The following is a 25269-nucleotide window of genomic DNA, read 5'->3' on the forward strand; positions in this document are numbered from 1 at the left end:
GACTTACCTGCTTTCTACCGGAACATCGGAGGGAGCCTGCTCGGCTTCGGCGCCGCCGAGGAGGTTCCCGTGGTCCCCGTGCTCGGCGGCGTACGCGGCGTAGTCCCCGTACTCGCCGGCAAGCAACCGTGCCTTGAAGTCCGCGTGGGCGCGAGTCATCTCGGCCTCACGGTCGGGCTTCACCCAGCCTTCAGGCATCTCGGGTGTCGGATCGCCGGCGCGGGCGGCCTTCACCCACGCCTTGACGAAAGCAGCCTCCTCCGGGGTCTGGCGGATCCCGACGTTGTGGGTCGCCGCACCAATCTTGTGCCCGTCCGCGGCAAAGAACATCTCCCACTCGTACTTACGGAGCACCGCGAACTGCGACCGGTACATGGCACAAAGCTGCTCGGCGGTCAGACCGAGCATCACCGCGACGATCGCGTCGATCTCGACCAGCGCCATGCGCCGGTCGTATTCCGTGCGCAGCGGCGTCGCCATAGACCACGACGGCTCGACGCCTTGGATCTTCAGATGAGACGGCCCAGGGGCCGTCCATCGGTCCGAGAGCCAGGCGGGCTCGAACAGCTCTTTCCACAAGGGCGCGTAATCGCGGGTCAGGCAATTGAGACGGAGCGTACGAAGGAGAAGCGGGACGGTGAGGGGATGCTCGAAAGGAGCCGGGAAACTTCGCGCCATTTCCATGCTGACCTTTGATGCTCCCGAAACCTTCACGAGGTAATCCATCGGAAGGGAGGCCCATAGTCCAGCCAGAACACCCGTTCCTCTATTAGACTCGAAGGCGAGAGTGTGAACGGTGTGAACATGCGTAGGGCCGGGGGGGATCAGAGCAGCATGCAGAGATCGTTCCGTATTGGATGTCACCATGTTCCGCCAGGCAAGACGGAAGAACTCACGTGAGGGAGTCCCCTCCCAGGAACGCAGCGCCGCTAGAAACTCATCGCGAGTGCACGATCGCGCATAGTTCACCCGCGGCAGGACTGTTTCCGGAATCGACTCCAGGTCCCACACCGAGTAGTCCTTATTGGACTTACACTCCCGATTTGGCTGTTTGGCAAATGGAGTCGCGACAGAGAAGTGCGGCCCCTGCAACACCGCCTCTTCCCAAGAATCTGGCCTGCGAGTCCTCCACTCAATCACGCGATCCTTTTTGGATTTCCCTTCATCGAGCTCCAGCGACCACCAGAACTTCCTCCCCTGCACCCTCGCCGGAAATCGCGAGAGCGCGCGGAGAACCTCGTTTTCGGCAACCGTTACAGGACGGAGCGTCCGCGCCTGCTCTGCAGGCGTGCCGGGCGGGCCCACCAGTGCCGCCCAGTCAGCAAGAGTTTCACGCGTCACTCGCACGATGCGCTTTACATGCGGTCGCATATCCCAGCCACCTTCTGGGAACTGGATCGCCGGCAGCTCGCCTTGCCCCTTGTGGTCAAACGACTGATCGACGATCGACGGGTGAACCGCTCGCGCAATCTGCAGGAACTTGATATCTCTCGGCAGACCGTAGACACTAACGCCAAAGTTCTTATTGTTATCTACATCCTCGAACAAGAGGATGTTGTTTCCGAATTGGAAATGGCGCCGGAGCCTAGCGTATGTAGCCGCCCGGAACGCCCCTCCACTCGGCACGGTGAAGTGATTCTCTTCGTGGATCAGCGCGATAGACCCATGCTGGCGAATGTTGCGCCACGCCCGCTCCATGAAGCTAATGTACAGGTTCGTTTTCATCCCGGACAAAAGTGCGTGGTCCACTGAGGATCCCAGATGTTCGCTGACCCCGGCCCATGAGGCCAGATCAAGCAAGTAGGCACCCAGAGCAGACGACTCGGATAGCGCTTTCTCTTTGCGCTCAGCCTTTGCCTGAACAGGCGCATTATCGGCGAGCCCAAACCAGGCATCATGCTCAGCGACCGCAAGGTCGTCATCCCACTCGAACTTGACCCAAGGTGGGTTCCCTACCTGGAGATCAAACCCACCCTGCTCAAAGATATGTGCGAACTCCAGCTCCCAGTGGAAGAATCCTTCCCGCCGAGCAATCGCGTCGACCTCGCCGAGCCAAGGGAAACGAAGCGCCACCGTCGGCATGTCCGCACACTGGCTCATGACGCGGTCGAAGTCGTCATCTAGTGCAAGCTGTTCGAAGTCTCCAATGTCGGCGAACAGGCCAAGATTGTCCTCCAGACCAGCAGCGACCCCTCGCTTACGTGCTGCGTTGCTTGACACCTCTTTCGCTTTCGCCTTCGCTGGAGGTACCCCAAGAACAGCTTCACAGAACTCTAGCCACTCCTCGAAGGTCGGCGGTTCCGGGGTATTCAGCTGTCCCACGGGCCAGAACCAGAGAGCGCACCACGCGTCCATCACCAGTTTCAGCCGTCCGCGCGGGGCGCCCGGCTGCTGAAGTGCCTGCTCGACCTGCTCACGCGAGACAGCCCCCGAGGACTGCGGCAGAGGCCGCTCTTGGTCGACCTCCCACACGTCGACCTCCCGGCGGACCTCAGCTTCCGACACGACAAGTCGGCGCTTGGTCAGTTCCCACAGCCGCTCAACACGCCCCGCGAGCGCCAGCAGCCGCTTGGTCTGCGTCACGGACGGAGTGGTCGCCACTCTCTTGCGCCACTCCGCAAGCCTGTCCCGCTCCTCCCGTACAAGCTCCTTGGCCTGCTTGGCGTCCGCGACCGCACCCCAGCCCTTGGCTGGAAGCAGGAAATGGTGGATTTCCTCGCCAGCGCGATAGGCACTGTCTTCGGCGTCCTCCCGGAGAGGTCGGTCGATCGGCACTGTGGTCAGCCATGCCTTCCGCTTCAGCGCCCCCTTCTCGTACAGCGCCCGTCGGGCTCCGATGAGGGAGTTGCCGCGTCGCAAATGCAGGCCGAACCACGGAGCCTTCAGGCCCTCGTGCATCGCGTTCAGCCACAGCGAGACCTCAGCCAGTTCTACGGCGGTCTGGTTGAGGTCCACGCCGTACGAATTGTGCAGAGCCAGGTACGCTTTGACCTTCTGCAGCTCCGCCTCATAGCGGTCCGGCGGGAGTTGCACTTCCTGGCCCCGCTCGACGGTCAGTTCGTCCATGCGACGCTTGAGGTACTCAGCCGCGAGCTGGTTGATCGCCTCGTTGAGGAAGGCCCCCGAGCCGAGAGCCGGCTCGCACACGGTCAGGTCGAGGATGTCCCTGGCGGCGGTAGTCTCGCCATTCTGGTCGAGGAGTTCGGCCAGGGCGTGCTTGACCGTGCTGCGGGTGAGAACTTCGGGGGTGTAGTAGGAGGCGGAGCGCTGGCGCTCACGGCCCGAGAGACGGTAGACGAACGAGCCCTTCTTGTGTTCGACGCGCTTCAACGCGCCCGTGATCGGGTCGCGGCGCTTGACGAAGACGTCGTCGTCATAGTTTTCGGCTTCGCTCTGCGGGACGACCCAGGTGCCGGCCAGGCCGTCGGAGTCCGGCTTGGCGACCTCGTACAGGTCCTCATCCGCGAAGAAACCGGTGTACGACATGAGCCCCTCGTACACCGCTCCCAGCTGGTTGATGCCGAGCTGGGCGTACGAGATGAAGCCTTTGCCGTTCTTGCCCCGGCTGAGCATCAGCAGGTTCAGTACCTGCCAAAGGACCTTGTTGCGCAGCCGGGTGTCCACCTTCTCGTCATCGATGCGCACGGTGCCGATCAGCGGGGTGGCGTCGGCCTTGAACAGGTCACTGCGCAGCGACTCGAAGCGGATGCCGTCGGCGTCCAGCGTCTCGCGGTCGACCAGTTCACGGTCTTCCAGAGCACGGTGGCCCTGGTCGACGAGACGGAAAAGCAGGTCCAGGGATTCGTAAAAGTGGAACCTGTCCTGGGACTCCTCGGGCAGGTCGTAGGAGACCAGCTCGCCGAGTCGCCCCAATCCGTATCCGTCCTGGTAGGCATCGTCCTTGCTGGGCAGGATCCCCAGTTCCGGGCGGGCTTCGGCATACAGCAGGAACAGGATGCGATAGAGGTAACGCAGTGACTCACGGGTGAGTCGGGTGGCCAGTTCGTCGCGGTCACCGAGCTCGGCCGGGTCCGCAGGGTGGTCATGGATCCTATTCAGGATTTCCTGGGCGATCAGTTCGACGGACTCACGCAGGCCCTCTCGCAGCTCCTTGGAGACGCCGACCGCATGCTTGCGGCCGTTATCGACCAAGTTATCGAGGAATCCGGCGGCGCCGCCCTCAGTCAACAGAGACTCGGCGCCGAACAGCGCGGAGACGGCTTCCAGTTCGCCGCCGTCGCCGGCCAGGTTTCGGTCGAGCGCGGCATCCACGCTGACACCGAGGAACCGACCCTCGTGCCATGCCGTGCGGTCAGCGAGCAGCACGGCCCCGCCGGCGAGGAGCAGTACAAACCGCGGCGCGTAGGCGTCGTCGCAGCCGAAGAGGAAGGTGACGGCGTCCGCTGCGCTGGTGATCTCCTGCTTGCCGTCCAGCGCAATGGGGGTCAGGAGTTCGGCGCCTCCGTCTTCGACGTCGGAGACGACGAGCTCGGCGTCCGTGCTCCACGTGACATCCAGGGCGACGAGTTCGACACCGCCCGGTCCCTTCACGGCGAAGGCGACGGGTACTTCCCTGGCCTTGTCGGCGTGGAGGACCTCGAAGGCACCACGCGAGATCCTGACGTGGGTGTCGTCGCGTCGCGGCTGCTCACTGTTAAGGGAGATGTAGGCGAGAGCAGCGAGCAGTGTGTCGTTGAGGCTACGCAGCTCGGATCCGTCGGAGTCGCCCTTCTCAGTGATCCGGACCTTGGCCTTGAAGTAGCTGCGCCCTAGGTTTCGCATGCCCGAACGGGAGGTGGGCAACCCTGCCCGGTCGGCCGCCGTCCAGCGCTTACGCAGGTCCACGAGGTCCTTGGAGAAGACCTCGGCGAGATAGTGGGCGGAGATGTACTCACCGCGGTTGACGATCGCTTCGAATGCCATGGCGGTTACGCCTCCTTCTTCTCGCCGGTCCCAGTGGCCGGGACGAGGACCCCGATCACGCGGACCATCGCCTCGCCCTGCGTGGCCAGGTCCTCGATGAGCTGCTCGACCTCTATGGCCGTCTTCTCGACGCGCTGCTCTGCATCGTCACGGCGGAAACCGAAGGTAAGCTGCTCGAAGGCCGTCTCGCTCGCCTTGCGCCATGCCTGCAGGCGCTTCTCGTACTCCACCAACCGCTCGATGAGTGGTTCTTCCTGGATGGCACGCAGCTTGGTCAGATGCCGGCGGGTGGCCGCGACAGCGTCCGGCACCAAGGCCCGCAGCATGTCCAGGTCTCCCGCGAAGGGGCGGTTGAGCATCTTCGGCGCCACCCCTGCCTCATTCAGCACCTTGACCAGGTCGTCGTCGAACTCGGGGGCTCCGTGCTCCAGGCCGCTCACGCACGACCAGGCGAGGACCGTCGGGTGGCCCTTGGCATTGGAGTACATGCCCTGCATCAGGAACTTGGGGCCGTCGACGTTGGCCGTGATGACGGGGGCGGTGTTGCGGGTGAGGCGGACCAGGACCTTGTCGGTGAGCCACTCCACCAGCGGGTGCTGGTCGGTCACGAAACTGACGTCCGGCCATCCGGACGTCTCGCGCCGCGTCTGCTTGGTGATCGTGCCCTTGGGCCGTTCACCGCTCAGTTCCCGGGCGCGCTCCAGCCGCTGCTGGGCGAATGTCTGGTCGAATGTGACCCGAAGCTCCTCAAGAACGCCGCGCTCGTCAAGGTAGGTCTGGGGCAGCACGAGGAGCCGCCGCTGCAGCTCACGATCAGGACTGAACGAGAGCATCTCGGGGTGGTCCTCAGCCCACTGCATGCCGATCTTCGCCTGGGGGCTCTCGTCGTACACCTCGTCGAGCGCCTCTTCCACGAAGGCCCGCGTGGAGGCGAACAACTGGGGCACGCGGTAATGCGATCCCGTCCCGTCGACCGTGTGCTGGGCCATGAAGAGGTCGAAGGGGTCGTCCGGCTGCGCCGGGACGATCTCGTCGAACGTCTTGCCGTCCGCGAGGCCCGTCTTGATCGCGTCCTCCTCCGCGTCCTCATCTCGCAGGCCAAGAATGGAGGCGGCCTCGCCCAGAGTGCGGTGAACCTCGTACTCGCGCTCAAGCAGTCGGCGCGACACTAGTCGGTCCGCAGACGGGACGGCCGGATCCTCGTCCTGGCGGACCAGCAGCAGGGCGCGGATCTCCGGGTGCTCTTCCTGCCCATACCTGTCGATGCGGCCGTTGCGCTGCTCAATGGTGATCAGCGACCAAGGCAGGTCGTAGTGGATCATCTGGTGGCACTGACGGTGCAGGTTGACGCCCTCGGATGCGATATCGCCAGTGAGGAGGATCCGAAGGTCGGTGTCCGCCAGGCCGAAGTCCTTGACGGTCCTCTGCTGCTCATCGTCGGACAGCCCTCCGTGCAGCTGTCGGATCGCGCCGCCGGTCCTCTCCGTGCTCGCCTCGAAGCCCAGTTCTGCAGGCAGGGCCTCGTGGAGCATCTTCAGCGTGGCACGGCGTTCGGAGAAGACGACGACGCGAGTGCCGGACCCTGGGCCGACCCCCAGGCCCTTCAGCTCGGCCACCAGACGGCGGAACTTGGCAGCCTCCTGAACCGTGGGCTCGGCAGCGAGCTCGCCCAGGTTTACGAGCGCCGACCGTTCAGCGGCACGCTGCTCCCGCTTGTCCGGGTTCTCCTTGATGTCCTTGTCGATGGCCTCGATCCGGTTCTTCACCGTCTCGGCCAGCGCCTTATGTGACGAGAGGAACGCCTTCAGAAGGGTGTAGGGGAAGAGGCGGGCACCCTTGCCGCTCACCGGAGCCGACCGGCCCTGCCCAGGGTTGATCCAGACGTCGTAGAGCTCCTCGAAGATCCTCTGCTCTGCGTCGCTCGCTGGGCAGTCGAAAGCCTCGGGCTTCTTGCGACTCTTCCACTTGTGGCCGATCTCCGCCGACACATCCGGCGACATCTTGTGCCGACGCACGTAGAGGTGACCGAGTTGCGACTCGTCGTAGTCGCTGGTGTCGGGGATGGCGGTCGGGTCCAGCAGGCTCAGCAACTCCCCGAACGACTCACGCTCACCGTTGTGCGGCGTGGCGCTGGCCAGGATCAGAGCATCGGTCCTCGGTGCGAGCAGTCCCGCGAGCCGGTTGTTCTTCGTGCCCTTGTTGATCAGCTTGTGGGACTCGTCGATGACGACGGCGTCCCAGGTGACCTGCATGAGGTGGCTGCGCCACCGGTCGGAGCGCAGCGTGTCGATGGAGATGATCGCACGCTTGTAGTACGAGAAGGGATTGCGACCGGCTGGAATGTTCCGCCGGATGCGCTCGATACCGCTGGAGTCCAGGCGTACGAGAGGGATGGCGAAGCGCGTCCACAGTTCGTGCTGGAACTGCTCCAAGATCGCCTTGGGTGTCACGACGAGAATGCGCTCGCCCCGCCCCCGTCGGATGAGCTCCGAGAGGAGCAGCCCGACCTCCAGCGTCTTGCCCAGCCCGACCGCATCGGCGATGAGCAACCTGGGCCGCAGCCCCTTCAGCGCGGCTCTGGCGGGCTCCCTCTGGTAGGCGAGGTCGTCGACCAGGTGCGTGCCGACTGTCGCGAGCCGCTGCTCCGCCAGCGGCAGCGGGGTCTTACGGATCAGAGCGTCGATGAACAGTCGGGAGCGCCGGCACTCCGGGGAGGTGTCGACCACGAGGTCGGTGTCCTCGGGACGCAGGGGCGTGACCTTGTCCAGGGACTCGTGGGCGAAGAAAACAGCCCGCTGGTCGCGTACGAGCGGGGAGATCCCTCGGACGTCCAGCCTTGTCCCGTCCTGTGCCGTCTCAGACACCTCGACGACCAGCCAGTCCTCGTCCCTCGCGCGCACCTGCATGCCCGGGGCGAACTTGGCGGTGCCTACGACGCTGGTCACCGGGCTCTCTCCTTCACTCACTCTTACACTGCCTCGTTACGCGCTGTTGCGCGGCCGGCGGCCTCAGCCGCCAAAGTCGGAACGTCGGTCGCGGATCTTCCCGCGCCAGCGGTCGGCCCACGGCTCTCCCCCGCCGCTGGACGCGCCCGCGGCGGCCGGTTCGGCGGGCAAGGCCGCAACACCCGGTTCCTCCGCAACCGCCCCGGGATTCCCTGGAGCCTGCACCGCCGCTGGCGGCGGCACGGGAGGAGTCCCCTCCACCTGCAACACATCCATGAGGAACGTGTCGGGCAGCGGCGGATGCGTTGGACCGCTCACTGTCACGGCATGCTCCAGCAACCGATCCATGGCCGCCTCAAGCACAGTCTGGGCCGTGGGCCGGTCCTCTGGAGCGTAGGACAGTGCACTGACAACCACGTCTCGCAGGCTCTCCGGCAGACCGGAAAGGTCAGGATCCGTATCGAGCATCCGCTGCACCGGCATATCAGCGTAAAACGGTGGATGCCCTGTCGCGGCATGCACGATCGTCGCGCCCAGGCTGTACACGTCGGCCGGCTCACTCGCCTTACGGGAGTCCTTCGCCTGCTCCGGGGCCATGTACGCGAGCGTTCCGACGGGAGAGTCTCCGGACGTGAGCCCGGTCGCCCCACCCACGTGGGAGACGCCGAAGTCGATCACGCGCGTGCCATGGGTCGTCACCAGTACGTTGCTGGGTTTCAGATCTCGGTGGAGAAGGTGGACGGAGTGGATGTGGATCAGCGCCTCGGACAGGCTCGCGGCCAGCCACCAGCCTCCAAGCTCACTGACCGGCCCATGCTGGTCGAGCAGCCTCGCGAGCGAGGGCGCATGGATGTACTCGGTCGCGATCCAAGGCTGCTCGGCGTCGGGGTCGGCGTCCACGAGCGCGGCCGTATGGAATCCGCCGACGCGCCGGATGGCCTCCAACTCCTGGGCGAAGCGCTGGCGGAAGTACGGCTGGTCCGCCAGCGCGGGCTTCACGACCTTGATCGCCACAGGACGAGGGCTGCGGTAACCGAGATAGACGACGCCCATCGCGCCCTGGCCGAGACGCCCGGTCAAACGGAAACCCGCGATCTCTCGGGGGTCCTTGTCCCGCAGCGGCTCGAACACCCTCGCCCCCGTTCCGTGTCCGAGCGCACACACGTGACGCACAACACACGAAGAACCACAAGTCAACAACGAGAGGTTATCAGCGGCGCGGGCTTCCGCTCGTGCCCTCTCGAGATCTCGACCAAGGCGTATTTGAGCATCGCCCCATGCCGGAATAAACACCCCCCGACCTCGATTGTTCCTTCCCGTCGATCAAGGTGGGGCGGGGAGGCTCATGAGCAACCTGAAGGTCTTCAGGGTGAGAGGCCGACAGGCGACGGAGGTGCCGGGGGCCTCCGTGGGGGTGGAGGTCGATCTGCAGCGGCTGATCGAGGCCAACATGGAGGCGATGCTCGGCATCCGCTTCCTGGCGACCGAGTATCGCACCGGCCATCACGGCGGCCGGATCGACTCCCTCGGGCTGGACGAGAACGGCACGCCCGTCATCGTGGAGTACAAGCGCAACCGCGACCAGAACGTCATCAGCCAGGGGCTTTCATACCTGTGGTGGCTCCACGACCACCACCACGAGTTCGAGAGCCTGACCCGGGAGAAGCTCGGCGACGAGGCTGCCGCGGAGATCGGCTGGAGCGCTCCGCGGATCGTCTGCGTCGCCGGCGCCTTCACCCACCACGACACGGTGGCTGTGGAGATGATCGGCCACCGGATCGACCTGGTGACGTACCGGGTCTTCGAGGACGTGCTGACGCTGCAGCTCATTGCGTCAGCCGGCGGGAGCCGCACCTCTGCGCGGGGCAGAGCGTCGGGATCGGCCCGCGCAACGTCTGCGGCACCGAAGTCGGTCCAGCAGTATCTCGACGAGTCGCCCGAGGATCTCAAGGAGCTGTACGCGGACCTCGACGAGCTGCTGCTGTCCCACCGAGATGTACTCAAGGAGCCCCAGCTCCACTACGTCGCATACCGGCGGATCATGAACGTGGCCACGGTGCGCGTGCAGCCGCGCAACCGGCTGCTCGTGGTCAATCTGAGGCTCGATCCGGACACAGTCGAGCTGCAGGAGGGCTTCTCCCGCGACATGCGCGGTGTGGGTGTCCTTGGAATCCGAGACGGAGTCGAGGTGCGGATCGGCTCACGTGAGGACCTCGCACGAGCGACCGATCTGATACAGCGGAGCATCGAGGCCGGGTAACTCTCCCTACAGCAAAGGGCGGTTGTTCCACCAGCATGGTGGAACAACCGCCCCTTCTGCGTTCGGGCTCTGCCGCCCGGGGCTTCTCGGTCTCACTCTTCGGGCCCGGCGAGTTCGAAGTCGTCCTGGGTCAGCGCACCTCGCAGCCGCTGTTCGGCGATGTCGGCGTAGTGCTCGGAGAGCTCGGCTCCGATGAATTTGCGACCCTCGCGCAGGGCGGCGACGCCGGTCGTACCGGAGCCGGTGAAGGGGTCGAGGACCGTTCCGCCCGGCGGACAGATCTTCACCAGCTCCTGCATCACTTCCACGGGCTTCTGTGTGATGTGCACGCGGTCCTTCCTGGGCTGACTCGCGGTGTAGAGGCCCGGCAGGTAGACGGGGTTCCGGTCGGGGTCGACCGCGCCCTTGGTGCCCCAGACGATGTACTCGCAGGACTGCTTGAGCCGCCCCTTCTGCGGTCGGGAGACCGGCTTGTGCCACGAGGCGATGCCGCGCCAGGTCCAGCCGGCCGCCTGGAGGGCGTCGGTGGTGGTGGGCAGCTGCCTCCAGTCGGTGAAGACGAGTGCGGCGCCGGACTCGACGGTGGCCCGGTAGGACTCGGTGAGCAGGAGGGTGAGCCAGAAGCCGTACGAACGCTGGTCGCGGTTCTCGCCGGGGAAGTTGGCGAGGTCGTGCTCAGCGTCGCCCGAGGTGTACTTCGCGCGGGCACTACGGCCGGTTCGCTCGCTGCTGGTTCGGCCGCCGCTGTTGTAGGGCGGGTCCATGATGACGGCATCGACGCTGTTGTCGGGGATGCCGGCGAGGGCGGTCAGCGCGTCGCCTCGGTGCAGGGTGTACGGCATTGCGCGGTTCTCTCTTTCCGAAGGGAGGGTCGTGCGCCTGATTCCGCGTTCCCGGAATTCTGCACACGCCAGCGTGGGTCGCTCCCGGCCGCCGCATAGACAGCCGCCCGGGGCGAGCAATGGGCTGGAGAGTAACCGTCATTCCCGGCCGCGCCTAACGATGCTCTGCTACCGGATGACGGGTCCCGGCCGCCGGACGAGGCGTCGTTTGGTGCGGCCGGAATCCGTCTCTACAGTCTCGCCGTGTTCGACGGACGGGGCCTGGCTTCGCCTCCTTTGAGCTGTGTTGCTCCGTGTTGTCCCGTCCAGATGACGACGTGGGCAGCGCTCATGAAGCGGCGCGAAATTTCGACGGGAGAGATTCTCCATGTGGCGTGTGAGATTACGAGCGCGGCTGGCTGCCGCATCTCAGCAAAGGGGTTTCCGGAGTTCGGGAGTTAGCCGCTCCCGACCTCCGGACTCTCCATTCCCTGATCCCAGGTGATGTGAATTCCTGACCGGCGCGGTGCCGGTGACCTTTTCGACGAGAACGCTGGTGCCGCGCTGCCTTCGAGTAAGGAGCTGCTGATGCAGCATGCCCAGGCACGCCCATCTCCGGAGCACGGCTCCCACACCCACCCCTTGGCGGACGGCTCGCGATCGTGAAGGCGGGCGCGGCGATAGTCGGGGCCGTCGCGCTCGGTCCGCTGCTGCTGGTCGCCCCGCTCGCCATGGCTCTGGCCGGTGCCAGCAGTGCCCAGGCCGCCTGCGCGGGCGGCAATACACAGGCTGTGGATTCTGCTGCGGTCGCCAAGCAGGTGGAGTCGATCCTCAAGGGCGGCGGCAAGGCCGCGGTGTCGGTCCCGGGCTTGGACGATCCTGCGGAGCAGATCCCGAACGCCAGGACGATCCAGGCCACCGGCGTCGCCATGAAGGTGCCGGCCCGGGGGCAGATCGTGGCCCTGGCCACGGCCCTGCAGGAGTCGGGGCTGCGGAATCTGGACTACGGCGACCGGGATTCGCTCGGCCTCTTCCAGCAGCGTCCCAGCCAGGGCTGGGGAACGGCCCAGCAGGTCCGCGATCCGGTGCACGCCTCGACGAAGTTCTACGAGGCGCTGCTCAAGGTCTCGGGCTGGCAGTCCATGACCGTCACGCAGGCCGCGCAGGCGGTCCAGAAGAGCGGCTTCCCCGACGCCTACGCCAAGTGGGAGCCGCTGGCCACGGCTCTGCAGAGGGCCATCGCCAAGTCGCTGTCAACCGAGTCGAGTTCTGGCAAGGGCGACGAGAACGAGCAGACGTATTCGGTGCCTGGCGGGTGCGGCACCGGTGAGGACGGGGCCAAGTTCGGTCCGATCCCCGCCGGCTCCGTCCCCAAGAGCTACAAGATCCCGGCTGATGCGCCCAAGTCGATCCGCACCGCCATCCGCTGGGGCCTGGGCCAGCTCGGCACTCCGTATCAGTGGGGTGGCGCGTGCACCAATCCGCACGGCCAGGACCCGATGGGCCGCTGCGACTGCTCGTCCCTGATGCAGGCGTCGTACAAGGCCGGCGGCATCTCGCTCTCCCGGACCACGTACACGCAGGTAAAGGACGGCAAGGCGGTCGGTGTCGACGCCCTCAAGCCGGGCGATCTCCTCTTCACCCGCGGTACGGCCCAAGTCCCAGAGCACGTCGGGATGTTCATCGGTGACGGCCTGATCCTGCACGCTCCGCGCACCGGTGACGTGGTCAAGATCTCGACCCTCGCCGACTGGCGGCCGGACGTCCTCGCCGCCCGCCGGATCGTCTGACCACCCCTTCCTCTCCCCTCTCGCACCTCCCTCTCCGGGCCTTCGCACGCCCTAAAATCGCACTGGAGTTCCAATGAAGCTCATTCAGCACGCCCAGATCCTGGCGTACAACCCCGGCGTCACGCCGAGCGAGGGCGGCCTGCCCGGTCTCGACGTCCTGAAGAAGGTCATGGGCAGCATCAACCTGTTCGGCATCATCGCCGTGGTCGGCGCCCTCGCCATCTCCGCCCTCGTCTGGGCCTGGGGCCACCACAGCGGCGGCCACCAGGCGGAGGCCAACGGCAAGAAGGGCACTGTCGTCGCCGCCGGCTGCGCGCTGCTGCTCGGCGCGGCCAACGGCATCGTGGCGTTCTTCTCGGCGATGGGGACGCAGGTTCACTGATGTCGAAGGAACGTTTCCCCTCCGCCAGCCAGCGAAGGCATGGCGCCCCGTCCTCGGTTCTGCGCCGCGCCTCGATCGGCGGCATCGTCCTCGCTGTTCTGCTGGCCATCGCCGGTCTGGTCGCGTACGCCACCCGTACGGAGAGCCCAGCCCCGTCGAAGGCCACCCCTACGCCGGCATCCTCCTCGGCATCCCCCTCCCCGGCCGCCACCACGCGCACCGGGGCGGCGGTGGCCGCCCCGCCCAGGACGACCGATCCGATCGCGTTCGCCAAGGCCGCCACCAAGGTCCTGTGGACGTACGACACCCGCTCCTTCTCGCAGGCCGAGCACCTTGCCGGCCTCAAGCAGTGGATGACCGACGAGAAGAAGTACGCCGACTGGAAGTCGGTCTCGAACCAGGTGCCCAGTCCGGTGCTGTGGTCGCGGATGCACGACAACGGTCAGCACGCCAGCGCCACGGTCGGCGAGGGCCACTTCCCGCAGGCGTTCAAGACCGCCCTGGCCCAGGACCCCGGCGCGATCACCGAGGCGTACGTCTACGCCATCACGGTCACCGGCAAGCAGTCCATCGCCTGGAAGGGCTCCGGCGCCGGAGCCGAGTCCCGCTCGACGACCCTCGCCGTCCAGTGCCGACCGCACCAGGACTGCGCCCTCGTCGGGGTCCTGCCGAACGTCGCGCCGTGATCGCCCTCAACCCGCGAAAGGAGGTGCCCTCATGGGGGCTTGTGACCTTCCTCTGATGAGCACCGTCTGCAACACCGTCGGCGGTGTCGTCGGTTCGACCGGCGAGGCGATCACGGTCGGCATCGGCGCCTGGATCGCCAAGTCGATGGGCGAGATGGCCCAGGCCGCCGCGGACCTGGCTTCGAAGGCCGTCGACAGGACCACAGCCATCGATCTCAACGCCGAGTGGTTCAGGAGCAACTACGAGCTGATCCTGCCTATCGGCCTCATCCTCACCGTCGGCACGTTCTGCCTGCAGCTCACCCGCGCCGCCTGGCGTCGGGACGAACGCGCCCTTGTTCAGGCGGTCTACGGAACGGTGGCCGGAGTGCTGTTCGCCTTCGCCGCCATCGCCTGCACCACCGTCGCGATCACTGTGGTCGACGCGCTCAGCGCCGGCCTCTTCAAGGCGGCCAACACCTCCGTGGACGACGCCGTCCGCCGCATCATCGCGGTCAACAACCTGGGGCCCATGTACGCCCTGGGCTGGACTCTCCCAGCCATCGCCGCGCTCGGTTGCGCGGTGGGGGCCTTCCTGTACTGGGCGGTGATGGTCGCCCGCAAGGTCGGCATCCTGGTCCTGGTCACCCTGGCCGTATTCGCCGGGGCCGGCGGCGGCTGGGAGGTCGCACGGCGCTGGCGACGCGGCTGGATCGAGGCGACCAGCACCCTGATCGTCTCCAAGCTCCTGATGACCATCGTGTTCCTGCTGGGCGTCTCGGCCATGGGCAAGACCGACGCGAGCGACGGACTCAGCGCCCTGTCGGACGCGATCGCGGGCATCGTCGTGATGGTCCTGGTACTGCTCTGCCCCTACGCCACGTACAAGTTCGTCCACTGGGCGGCCGACGGCGGCGGCCACGACGACCTGCACCGCACCGGTGTCGCAGGCATGGCGGTCGCCGCAGGGGCGGCGAAGACCGCGGGGCAGCTCGCGGTCCAGGCCGGCACCGGGATGCGGGCTCCGCAGGGGCCAGCGAAGGTGCCGGGCCAGGGCTCCGGTGGCGTCGCCTCCGGGATCGACCCGACGGGCGGATCCGGTGGTGAGGCCAAGCCGAAGCAGACCCACTTCCGCTTCGGTGAGGATCCGAACGCGACCGGCGACAAGGGTCAGGCGCTGATCCGCCGTCCTCCCACGGACGGCGACCGCGGAGTCCCGCTCATCCAGCGCCCCGGTGGCAGCGAGGCGTCCGACTCGGCGCCGGTGGTCTCCGGACCGACGCCACAGGGCGCCTCGGTCGCGCCGCCGCAGGTCACGCACCTGGACCCGCCGGCACCACGGCGCGGCGGTCCTCCGCCACAGGGTGGCGCCACCCCGCAGCGGTGGATCTATCCCGGACCAGCGGATCGATCGGGCTCGTAGCCCGCAGCTGACGGGGCGGGCCGAGGCCCGCCCGGCCCGCCCCGTCCTCCTCTTCTTCCTTCTCTTCGACGTTCCAAGGACGGCTTCGCCATGCTCTCTGACGCTCCACACCCCGATGGTCCGGCCACCGTCAAGTTCCCTCATCGCTCGCGCCGGGGCGTGTTGCTCGGTCTCTCGGCTCCTCAGCTGATCGTCGTCGCGGCCTGCGGTCTGCTCCTGCTCGGGGTGCTGCTGACCTCCGGTGTGACCGGAGCGCTCAAGCTCGTACCGCTGTTGGCCGTCGTCCTCGCGGGGGTCTTCATCCGCCACCGCGGGCGCTCGCTCGCCGACTGGGCGCCGATCGCGACCCGGTACGCGCTCCGCCGCTTCCGCGGTCAGCTGATCTGGCTCACCCGCCCGTCGACCCGACCGCAGCGGGAGGGCCTTCTCCACCTGCCCGGCACGGCCGCGTCGCTGCGGGTGGTCACCTCGCCGGACGGCCGCCTCGGCGCGGTGCACGATCCGCACCAGGCCACCCTCGCCGCCGTGGTGAAGGTCTCCTCCCGCGCCTTCGCCCTGCTCGACCCCGCCACCCAGACCGGCAACGTCTCCGGCTGGGGCCACACCCTGGCCGCGCTCGCGCGCACCGGCCACATCGCCCGCGTCCAGGTGTTGGAGCGCACCGTCCCCGACTCCGGCGACGCGCTCAACCGCTACTGGCACGAGCACGGCAACGTCCAGACCCCGCTTGCCGGTCCGATCTACGGCGACCTGCTGGCCGCCGCTGGCCCCGCCGCCGCACCCCATGAGGCGTACGTCTCCCTCGCCCTCGATCTCAAGGCGGCCCGGCACCTGATCAACCAGGCCGGCGGCGGGCTCACCGGGGCCTTCGCCGTTCTGTCCCAGCTCGCCTCCACCTTCGATCAGGCCGCCCGGACCTCCGGGCTCATGCCCGGGGGCTGGCTGCCCGCGCGCGAGATCGCCGCCGTGATCCGCACCGCGTACGACCCCAAGGCGTCGGCCGCGCTCGACCGGTGGTCCGACTCGGGCCGTCCGCAGGCCGACCCCGCTGCCGCCGGGCCGGTCGTCCTGGTCGAGAAGGCCGACCGCATCCAGACCGACTCGGCCCACCACGCCACGTTCTGGATCGAGAACTGGCCTCGCATCGATACCAGCCCCGGCTTCCTTCACCAGCTGCTGTTCACCACCGGCGTGCGCCGCACCCTCTCGCTGACCTACGAGCCCAAGGGACTGGACGCCGCCCTCAAGGACGTTCAGCGCAAGAAGGCCACCGTGATCGCGGACGCCGCCGAGCGGGCCCGCAAGGGCCAGGTCGACTCCGAGGAGGACTCGGTCGAGTACGCCGACATCAAGCAGCGCGAGCGCCAGCTCATCGCGGGGCACGCCGATGTCGCGCTCACCGGGTTGCTCACCGTGAGCGCGGACACCAGCGAGGAACTCAACGCCGCCTGCGCCGCCATCGAGACCGCGGCCGTCGCCGCCCTCGTCGACCTGCGCCTGCTGACCTGGCAGCAGGCCGAAGCCTTCACCAACGCCGCTCTGCCGCTCGCCCGCCTGTAGCGCGGCCCAGCACCACCGACCGCGCTCTACCGAAGGGCACTCCCATGCCGACCGAGCCCCTGCCCGAACTGGCTCCGGACTTCGTCCCGTTCGCCACCGCCGCGCTCGACTTCCACCGGGCCATCAACATGCCCGTCGCCCCGGTCGCCGCCAGCCGCACCGAACTGGACTCCCTGCACGCCCATCTGGTCGCCCTGTACGGCCTGCTGGACGCGCACACCGCGCGGACTTCTCCAGTGGCCGCAGCCGAGGGTGATCACCTCAGGGCCTGCCGTATCCGGCTGTGGCAGGCAGCCGAGCACCTCCACGCCGCGTATCACGCGGCCCCGCAGCGACTCACCGGCCGCCTCCCCACGCGGGAGGCGTGCCGGGCCCGCCTTCCCGAGGGCGCCCCCGACCTCACCGTGTGCCAGCGCCACCTGGCCACCGCCGCCCGCGTCCGCCGTGACCACACCCCGGCCGACCTGCGCGACCCCTTCACCGGCCTCACCCGCCACTGACCACCGGAGCACCACCGCCATGCCCAACCGCACCACCCGCGCCAGCGCCAGCCCGCTGTTCGTCCCCCGCAAGACCGACCGCCGCACGGCCCGCGCCGCCCGCGACCAGTTCGCCGCCGCCCGCGACAAGGCCCGCCACGCGGCCCGGCCCGAAGCCCGCCGTACCGAGACCGGCATCGATCCCGAACTGCGCGCCACCTACTCGGCCGCCGGCCGACCGGGTCCCGCATCCGCCCGCGGCGGCCGTCTCAAGCTCCCCGCCCACCGGATGACCACCGCCACCGCGTCCGGCGCCTACCCCTTCCTCGCCGAGGGCGGCCTGGGCGCCCAGGGCATCTACGTCGGCCGCGACGTGCACGCAGAAGCCGCCTTCACCTACGACCCGTTCGCGCTGTACGGTCGGCTCGACGGCTTCACGAACCCGAACATCCTCCTGGCCGGGATCATCGGCATGGGCAAGTCCGCCCTGGCCAAGTCCCTCGCCGTGCGCGCCGTCGCCTTCGGCTACCGCATCTACGTGCCCTGCGACCCCAAGGGCGAATGGACAGTGGTCGCCCAGGCGCTGGGCGGACAGACCATCGCACTCGGCCCCGGCCTCCCCGGTCGGCTCAATCCGCTGGACGCCCCCGCCAGGCCGTTCGGCGTCAGCCCGGAGGACTGGGCGGGCGAGGTCCGCAAGCGGCGCCTGCTTCTCCTAGGCTCGCTCGCGAAGACGGTCCTACGGCGCGACCTGCACCCGATGGAACACACCGCCCTGGACGTGGCGCTCGACCACGCCGTCGTACGCGCCGAAGCAGCCGGGACCACCCCGCTGCTCGGTGACGTGGCATACGTACTCGGCTCGCCCGAGCGGCTCGACGCTGCGCTCGGTGACCTGTCCGGACGCCTGGGACGGGCGGCCGAGGACCTGGCCCACGCGCTGCGGCGCCTCGTGCACGGCGACCTGGCCGGCATGTTCGACGCGCCGAGCACCGTGGCCTTCGACCCGGCCGCGCCGATGCTCTCCATCGACCTGTCCCGGCTCGGCGGCGCCGGCGACGACACCGCGCTCGTCCTGGCGATGACCTGCGCCTCCGCGTGGATGGAGTCCGCGCTCTCCGACCCCACCGGCGGACGACGCTGGGTGATCTACGACGAGGCATGGCGCGTGATGCGACACGTCGCCCTGCTGGAACGCATGCAGAGCCAGTGGAAGCTCAGCCGAGGGCTCGGCATCGCCAACATGATGGTCATCCACCGCCTCAGCGACCTCCTCACCGCGGGCGACGCCGGCTCCCGGGGCCGCGCGCTCGCCGAGGGCCTGCTCACCGACTGCTCCACTCGCATCATCTACCGCCAGGAAGCCGACCAACTCGCCTCTGCGGCTTCCCTGCTGGGCCTCACCGGCGTCGAGACCCAGGCCGTCTCCGCTCTCACCAAGGGGCGCGGTCTGTGGAAGGTCGCAGGCCGGTCGTTCATCACTCAACATCTTCTCCACCCGCACGAGCGCGAGCTGTTCGACACCGACTCCCGGATGCACGCCTGAGCCGTCCGTTCGCGATCAAGGCCCTCCTGGGGAGCCGACGCATCGCCCGCTCCCCCTCTCCACACACCATCCGCACCCCTTCGTACAGGAAGCCGTCCCCATGCACCTGCAGCGCACGATCCGTCGCGACCTGCGCCGCCTCGCCCAGCTCTACTCCGACGCCGCCCAGGCCCACACCGCACACGGCCGAATCCCTGCGGCGACAAATGCGTCCGGCCCCCTGGACGAGGCCCGCCGGGTGAACGGCCGACGCTTCGCTGAGCCCGAGGGCGACGGTGCCCGTCATGGCTGAGCCGGTCTGGATCACTCTCGGCAAACACCCGGAGCTGGGGCTCACCGCCGCCACCGCCCAGGACGACCTCGGTGCAGCGCACCGGCTCTTGGTGGATGCCGGATTCTCGGCCGGGCACCCTGATTTCGCCTACATCCTCGGCGGCAACCACCCAGGCGATGTCCGAGCGGCGCTTCAGCAGCTCGACAACACCGCTGCCACCCACCACGTCGCGATCGACGACGCCTCTCTCTTCGAACCGGCTCCTCACGAGGACGTCCCGCCCACGAAGCACCTCCTCGTCCCCTCGTCCGGTCTACCGGACCCCCAGCGGGATCTCGCGGAGTTCGCCGGGGAACTGGCGGCACGGCTCCCCGGCACCTGGCATGCCGCCTCCCATGGGCCCAACGCGTACGCGGAAGATTTCCCGCTCGGCGAGCGGGTCTGGGATCGCGGGCACGTGAGCTGGGCCTTCTCCGAGTTCACGCCGCTCAGGAACGCGGTGCTCACCAGTGACTCGGGCGTCGAGCTGGTCGTCTTCGACCGGCCTCTGCGCAGGCACGAGTTCCTGGTCGCCGCGCTGGAGCCACGAGGCAGTGGCTTCGCCGCGACCGCCGAGGCGCCCACTGGCATCGTCGTGAGCGCCGACCCGGCGCGAGCGGCGTCCCGTGTGACCGAGCGCCTGTTGCCCCGGTACGAGAAGGCCGTCCACCAGGCCCGCATCGAGCAGCTCGCTCTCGCCGTGGCCGCCGGAGAGCGGGTACTCGACGAGTGGGACGCTGTCTCGGACAGCCTGTGCGATGCCGATCACTGGCCGCTCGACGAGCGGTACGACCTGCGCCAGCGGGTACGGGACGCGGAGATGTGGGCGCAGTTCGCCCCCTTCCTCGACCACGGCCCGGCCCTGGCCGCGCACGCCGAGGAGACGCTTCCCCTCCTTGACCCCGCCGAGCGTGTGGCCGGGCGCTGGTCGTACCGGCTCCGGGCCCTGCGTGAGACGCTGGACGGCGGCGCCCGCGTACAGACCGAGTTCCAGGTGGTCGCCGAGGCGCTGCTGCCCGACCACCCCCGCTCCGGGGAGGTCTTCGCGGACGCCGTGGCCCTGCGCAACGCGGAGGGCTGGCACTACTCCCTGACGTGGATGGACAACGCCGGCGTACTCGTCGACATGGCGCGAGCTGAGGAGGCACTACCCGCGCCACCTGCCCGACCAGTCCCGACGCAGCAGGCAGCCCAGTCTGCACGGGCAGAGGCAGCCCGTGCCTGGTCACCGCACGCCGCTCGCCAGATCACCGCGGCGATCGAGACGGCCGGCGGTCCGCTGGCCATCCGCTTCTTCAACGGCACCAGGCCGCCGCGCTCACGCTGACTAGCGCACTTTTCCGGCCACACCAAACCCGTCTTCCGGCCGCATCCTCGTCCTCCGCACGGCCCCGACCTCTGCGAGGTGCATCTTCATGGCGGAAACCCGCCCGCACATCACTGTCGGCCACAACGACCGGTACGGCGTCGTGGCGGCGACGTTGCACGACAACCACGTCGCCGAGCACATCCTGCGGCTCGTCGGCTTCGAGCGGCTGCCCGGCAGCACCCTGTACGGCCTGACCGATCCGCACCGTGACCCCGTCCGACGCGGGGCGCAAGCGGTCCAGTCCCTGCGGGCCGCGCAGTACAGCGTCACCTCCGATGCCGCGTACGACCTCCAGCCCCATACCCGGCTCGGCGCGGGACGAGGTCTCCTCGACCGACTGGAGAAACCTTCCGGCCCGTCGGTGTCCACCGTTGAGGAAGCCGCGTTCGCCTCGGCACGCACGCTCGACGCCGACATCCGGGCAGGCCGGATTGTCGTTCACGACCAGGTCCGCGATCCCGAGGGCACCCTGCGCGCGGTGGGCACGGACACGCGCACCCGCGAGGGTGTCCTGCTCCACGGCGTGGGTGACCTCCGCTATGTCGAGACCCGGCTCGCCAACACGGACCTCGCCTTCGACGCCTTCTCCTACATCCGCGGCAACGGGCGCCCCGATCCGACGCCCTCGACCCAGCAGCGCCGGGCGCAGGCCGCTACCGCGATCTCGCCGGCCCGGGCGGGTCTCCCGCCGGCGCGACATCCCACCGTCCCCGTCGAGTTCCGCCCTGCCCCCGCCGCCCCGCAGCCGGTCCGCACCCGATAGACCGCACACGCCAAGGAGCCCTCCCGGTGACTCTGCAACTCGAGCCGGACGTCGCCTTCGGAATGCACCCGACTTCGGGGTGGCCGCCGCCGTCGCGGACGACCGCCCGTTCCTGGACGAAGTCCTGCGCAAGCACCACTTCCGCCACAGCGAGTACCTCGACGTCTACCTGCTGCCGGACGACACTCCCCACAACACGGTGGTGCGGACCGTGGCCAGCGCGACCCGCGAGTTCCAGGATGCCGGTCTCTCCGTCGCAGCCGATCCCAGGATCATGGTTCCGCCACCGGTCCCGACTCCGGACGGAGTCCCGGCGCGGGCGACCCAACCTGGTCAGTCCCTGACCGCGTTGACCGGGCAACTGCACGAGCTGCGCCGCGCGGCGGACGTCTCCGAGGTCCTGGGCGAGATCCTCGACGAGCGCCACGGCGTCGTGCTCGACCTGGAGGAGTTCATCGACACGGCCGCCGCCTGGTGCGAGCGGCTCGGCACGCCCAATGGTCACGAGCTGGGCCTTCATCTGCGCAACATCGCTCATCACGTCGCCTTCCTCGGCGACCAACTCGTGGGAGCACAGCTCGAACTGGCCGTCATGCCCGACGCGACTCCCGCGAACGCCCCGCCCTTGGCCGAGGTGCCGTTGCCAGACCGGCAGGAGTGGCTGCGGGTCACGCACACCGCGCGAGCGCGCGCCGCCGTGGGGTCATCGCCCAACCGCCCCGCCAGTTCCCCGAAGCATCAGGACGAGGCAGTGCCTCGTCCCCAGAACGCCTCGGCCAGCCCGAGTCGCACCCGCTGATCCCCCATTACCTTCCCCCGACGTTCAAGGAGTCCGTCGCATGGCCGTGAAGAAGCTCTGGACCATCGACCACGCCTGCGGTCACACCAACGAGGCCGACCTCTCCGACCGTCCGGCCGACCGGCGTGCCGGGTACGCCCGCTGGCTCGCCGGCCGGGACTGCACCGACTGCTGGCGGGCCTCCCGCGCGGAGGACACCGAGGCCAAGTCCTAGTGGCTCGCAAAGCAGAGGGCAGCCGTGCGGGCCGAGGCCGAGGCGTGGGCCGAGCAGTACCGCATGCCCCCGCTGGACGGCACCGACCGCGCGGTCGCCTGGGCCACCCGCTGTCGCCACCAGCTCGTCTCCGCCGCGTTCACCGCACTCGTCGTCGAAGGAACGACGAGCGAGGCGGGGTGGGCGGCCATCGAGGACGCCACCCGGCCCCTGACCCGTGCCAGCTGGTGGATCGATCAGCGCGACGCCGACCCCGCGGACCTGCCCGAACTTCTGGAAGCCGCCTCCGCCGGCGATCGGCCGACCGAGAACCCCCACTTCTGAACGGAACCACCACGATGCCCACCCCGCCCGACGTCGTCATCACACGCCACCCGACCGGGAACGTCACCGCCGAAGGCGGAGACGAACTCGCCGTCGCCCTCCTCAAGCGCGCGGGCTTCGTCATCGAGACGACGCCTCTGTCCTTCTGGTACCGCCTGCCCTGGGACATGGGCGAGGCGCGCGAGAACGAGATGGCCAGCCACGCGGCCCGTATGCTCACCGCCGTCGGCTACCGCGTCGACCTCGGCCCCGACCTGCGCGTGGGTCGCCTCACCACTCCTTCCGACCCTCAGGGCAAACGCGTCCACGGCCAGCAGATCTTGCGGCTGACCGACGAAATCAACGGCGCCGGGACGTACGAAACCGCCGCCGACCTCACCGAGCACGTCCTCGACCCCAACGACGGTGTGCTTGTCCGCCTCAGCGAGTTCTTCGAGGCTGCCGCCGAGCAGGCCAAGGCATCCGAGACCGACACCGGCTGGGACCTTTCGTACGACTTCGCGGAAGCCGCCGCGACGCTCACCTCCCTCGGCGAGGACCTGTACAACGCCGCCGACCAGCTGAGGGCACTCGATCGTCCGGCGATGCCGAGCTGGAAGGCGCAGGTCGCCAACTACTACGCGACCGCCCCGGCCGCCGGGCGTACCGGAGCGCCCACCGCCACGCCTGAGGCGTCTGCCGCCGCCCCGCCGCCCGCGCCCAAGCCGAACCGGACGCGCTGACCACCACGCCACCGTCGTATCCGGACAACGCGACCGGGGCCGTCCCCCTCGGCCCTCTCCTCTTCCACCCGCCCGCACAGCCGCCAGGAGCCCACTCGTGATCGCCAGAAGAACCCGCCGGCCCCAGCCCACCGCCCATCTCGCACCACGTACCGGGACCGCACTTTGTCTCCTGCACACACCAGCACGCCCTCGACCACCACCGGCACCGACTTCCTGCTGTACCTGATGCTGTCCGTCGCCGCGCTCGGTGTGGGGGCCGGGACGTTGGCCTGGTTGTTCGGCAACGGCGCCAGCACCTTCACCAGGTCCGGCCCCTGGGCCCCCTACGAGCCGACTGCGGCGCTGCTGCACCCCCATGAGCTCTGGCCGCACCTCCCGCAGCCCGTCCTCGTCGGCGCCTGCTACGTCCTGCCCACGCTCGTCCTCCTGGCCGCCGCGCTGCTCGGTGTGAAGGTGTGGCTGCGACTGCGCGGCAATACCAAGGGGCTGGCCGACCAGCGCGATCTGGCTGATCTGATGCCGAAGAAGATCGCGGCCAAGGCGATCGACCTTCGTCCGAGCCTCAAGGGCACCAGGCCCAAGGACGTCGTCCCAGACGACCGCGGCGTTCTGCTCGGCACTCTCGCACCCGGCGCACGCGAGGTCCGCTCCTCGTGGGAGGACGTGATCCTGGCCATCATGGCGCCCCGGTCGGGAAAGACCTCCGGCCTGGCGATCCCGGCGATCCTGCGTGCGCCCGGACCGGTATTGCTGACCTCGAACAAGGCTGCCCGCGACGCCTACACCGCCACGCTCGCGGCCCGCGCCGAAGTCGGCACGGTGTGGACGCTCGATCCGCAGCAGATCGCCCATGCGCCACAGACGATGTGGTGGGACATCCTCGCCGACGCCCGCGATCTCGCCGGGGCCCGCCGCTTGGCGGGCCACTTCGTGACCGCCTCCGTGGACGAGTCGAGCGCGGGCGACTTCTGGTCCACCGCCGCCGCGAACACGCTCACCGCGCTGTTCCTCGCCGCAGCCCGCGACCGGCGGCCGATCACCGACGTCCTGGCATGGCTCGCCTCCCCGGCCGACCGCACCCCCATCGACCTGCTCCGGGACGCCGGACTCGACGCGGTCGCCGCCCAGCTCCAGGGCACCGTGGCCGGCGCCGTCGAGACCCGCGACGGCATCTTCGAGACCGCGCGGCAGTACGCCAGTTGCCTGCTCGACCCGGCCATCGCCGCCTGGGTCACGCCGCCCACCGGCCTCGGCAAGATCCGCGAGTTCAGGCCGGAGGCGTTCGCAACCAGCAAGGACACCCTGTTCCTGCTGTCGAAGGACGGCGGCGGCTCCGCCTCCGCGATCATCGCCGCCGCTGCCGACGCGGTGATGCGCGCGGCGGTCATCCAGGCCGAGCGCGACGGCGGGCGGCTCGATGCTCCGCTGCTCGCGATCCTCGACGAGGCCGCCAACGTGTGCAAGATCGCCGACCTGCCGGACCTGTACTCGCACCTCGGCTCCCGGGGCGTCATCCCGATCACGATCCTGCAGTCCTACCGCCAGGGCGTCCGTGTCTGGGGCGAGGCCGGGATGGACGCCCTGTGGTCCGCCGCGACGATCAAGCTCGTCGGCTCGGGCATCGACGACGCCGACTTCGCGGACAAGCTCAGCCGTCTGGTGGGCGATCACGACGTCCGTACGGTCTCGGTGTCCACCAGCGAGTCAGGCAAGTCCACGTCGGTCTCCATGCGCCAGGAGCGCGTGCTGCCAGCTGACGCGATCCGCGCCCTGCCCAAGGGTTCCGCCCTCCTGCTTGCCACCGGCATCCGCCCCGCGCTCCTCGACCTCAAGCCCTGGTACAGGGAGCCGGACGCCGACCAACTCGGTGCCGCGTCCGCCAAGGAGACAGCGGCGATCACCGAGCGAGCGCTGGCCAAGAACCTGCGTCGCGACGACTTCGGTCCGGCCGCATGACCCCGGTGCTGC

Annotated in this window: 18 protein-coding genes and 1 pseudogene; 15 read left to right on the forward strand and 4 right to left on the reverse strand. The window is 68.6% G+C overall.

The features are described 5' to 3' along the window. Positions 1–3: 3 nt before the first annotated feature. From AC3ET4_RS15370 to AC3ET4_RS15380, 3 genes are all read right to left on the reverse strand, one after another. Positions 4–4923, reverse strand: a complete 4920-nt coding sequence (locus AC3ET4_RS15370; protein ID WP_431949477.1) for an Eco57I restriction-modification methylase domain-containing protein — start codon at positions 4921–4923, stop codon at positions 4–6. Between the two features lie 5 nt (positions 4924–4928). Next, on the reverse strand, positions 4929–7868 hold the full coding sequence (locus tag AC3ET4_RS15375; protein ID WP_431949479.1) for a DEAD/DEAH box helicase: 2940 nt from the start codon (positions 7866–7868) through the stop codon (positions 4929–4931). A gap of 63 nt (positions 7869–7931) precedes the next feature. Continuing rightward, positions 7932–8999, reverse strand: a complete 1068-nt coding sequence (locus AC3ET4_RS15380; protein ID WP_431949481.1) for a serine/threonine-protein kinase — start codon at positions 8997–8999, stop codon at positions 7932–7934. Positions 9000–9213: 214 nt separating this feature from the next. Between AC3ET4_RS15380 and AC3ET4_RS15385 the strand changes: the two genes are divergently transcribed. Then, positions 9214–10128, forward strand: a complete 915-nt coding sequence (locus AC3ET4_RS15385; RefSeq protein WP_431949483.1) for a DUF5655 domain-containing protein — start codon at positions 9214–9216, stop codon at positions 10126–10128. A 92-nt stretch (positions 10129–10220) separates the two neighbouring features. Here the strand turns inward: AC3ET4_RS15385 and AC3ET4_RS15390 are convergent, their stop codons facing one another. Beyond that, positions 10221–10970: a DNA-methyltransferase gene (locus AC3ET4_RS15390; protein ID WP_431949484.1), complete on the reverse strand. Its 750-nt coding sequence runs from the start codon at positions 10968–10970 to the stop codon at positions 10221–10223. 641 nt (positions 10971–11611) lie between these two features. Between AC3ET4_RS15390 and AC3ET4_RS15395 the strand changes: the two genes are divergently transcribed. The 14 genes and pseudogenes from AC3ET4_RS15395 to AC3ET4_RS15460 all read left to right on the forward strand — a co-directional run bounded on the left by AC3ET4_RS15395 (position 11612) and on the right by AC3ET4_RS15460 (position 25257). Then, on the forward strand, positions 11612–12739 hold the full coding sequence (locus tag AC3ET4_RS15395; protein WP_431949486.1) for a C40 family peptidase: 1128 nt from the start codon (positions 11612–11614) through the stop codon (positions 12737–12739). Between the two features lie 73 nt (positions 12740–12812). Continuing rightward, positions 12813–13121, forward strand: coding sequence for a DUF6112 family protein (locus AC3ET4_RS15400; protein ID WP_132850668.1), 309 nt, complete (start codon positions 12813–12815; stop codon positions 13119–13121). Next, positions 13121–13807, forward strand: a complete 687-nt coding sequence (locus AC3ET4_RS15405; RefSeq protein WP_431949489.1) for a hypothetical protein — start codon at positions 13121–13123, stop codon at positions 13805–13807. The genes AC3ET4_RS15400 and AC3ET4_RS15405 overlap by 1 nt, the downstream gene beginning before the upstream one ends. A gap of 31 nt (positions 13808–13838) precedes the next feature. Continuing rightward, positions 13839–15209, forward strand: a complete 1371-nt coding sequence (locus tag AC3ET4_RS15410; RefSeq protein ID WP_431949491.1) for an SCO6881 family protein — start codon at positions 13839–13841, stop codon at positions 15207–15209. 90 nt (positions 15210–15299) lie between these two features. After that, a complete protein-coding gene (locus tag AC3ET4_RS15415; RefSeq protein WP_431949493.1) occupies positions 15300–16769 on the forward strand; it encodes an SCO6880 family protein in 1470 nt (489 codons plus the stop codon). Between the two features lie 44 nt (positions 16770–16813). After that, on the forward strand, positions 16814–17269 hold the full coding sequence (locus AC3ET4_RS15420) for a DUF6238 family protein (RefSeq protein WP_431949495.1): 456 nt from the start codon (positions 16814–16816) through the stop codon (positions 17267–17269). Between the two features lie 19 nt (positions 17270–17288). Next, the gene (locus AC3ET4_RS15425) at positions 17289–18794 is read left to right on the forward strand and encodes an ATP-binding protein (protein WP_431949497.1); all 1506 of its coding nucleotides are present in this window, start codon (positions 17289–17291) and stop codon (positions 18792–18794) included. 100 nt (positions 18795–18894) lie between these two features. Then, the gene (locus AC3ET4_RS15430; RefSeq protein WP_431949499.1) at positions 18895–19086 is read left to right on the forward strand and encodes a hypothetical protein; all 192 of its coding nucleotides are present in this window, start codon (positions 18895–18897) and stop codon (positions 19084–19086) included. Next, positions 19079–20434 carry a hypothetical protein gene (locus tag AC3ET4_RS15435; RefSeq protein WP_431949501.1) on the forward strand — a complete coding sequence of 452 codons (1356 nt, stop codon included), beginning with the start codon at positions 19079–19081 and terminating at the stop codon, positions 20432–20434. Before AC3ET4_RS15430 ends, AC3ET4_RS15435 begins: the two co-directional genes overlap by 8 nt. Before the next feature lie 88 nt (positions 20435–20522). Beyond that, entirely contained in the window at positions 20523–21239 is a 717-nt protein-coding gene (locus AC3ET4_RS15440; RefSeq protein ID WP_431949503.1) for a hypothetical protein, read from the forward strand. 79 nt (positions 21240–21318) lie between these two features. After that, entirely contained in the window at positions 21319–22038 is a 720-nt protein-coding gene (locus tag AC3ET4_RS15445) for a hypothetical protein (RefSeq protein WP_431949505.1), read from the forward strand. A 40-nt stretch (positions 22039–22078) separates the two neighbouring features. Continuing rightward, positions 22079–22576 (forward strand): annotated as a pseudogene (locus tag AC3ET4_RS15450) (hypothetical protein). Between the two features lie 14 nt (positions 22577–22590). Then, positions 22591–23298: a hypothetical protein gene (locus AC3ET4_RS15455; protein WP_431949507.1), complete on the forward strand. Its 708-nt coding sequence runs from the start codon at positions 22591–22593 to the stop codon at positions 23296–23298. A 165-nt stretch (positions 23299–23463) separates the two neighbouring features. Continuing rightward, positions 23464–25257 (forward strand): type IV secretory system conjugative DNA transfer family protein, encoded by a 1794-nt coding sequence (locus AC3ET4_RS15460; protein ID WP_431949509.1) that lies wholly within the window; start codon positions 23464–23466, stop codon positions 25255–25257. Positions 25258–25269: the final 12 nt, after the last annotated feature.

The sequence above is a fragment of the Actinacidiphila sp. bgisy167 genome (genome assembly GCF_057707665.1).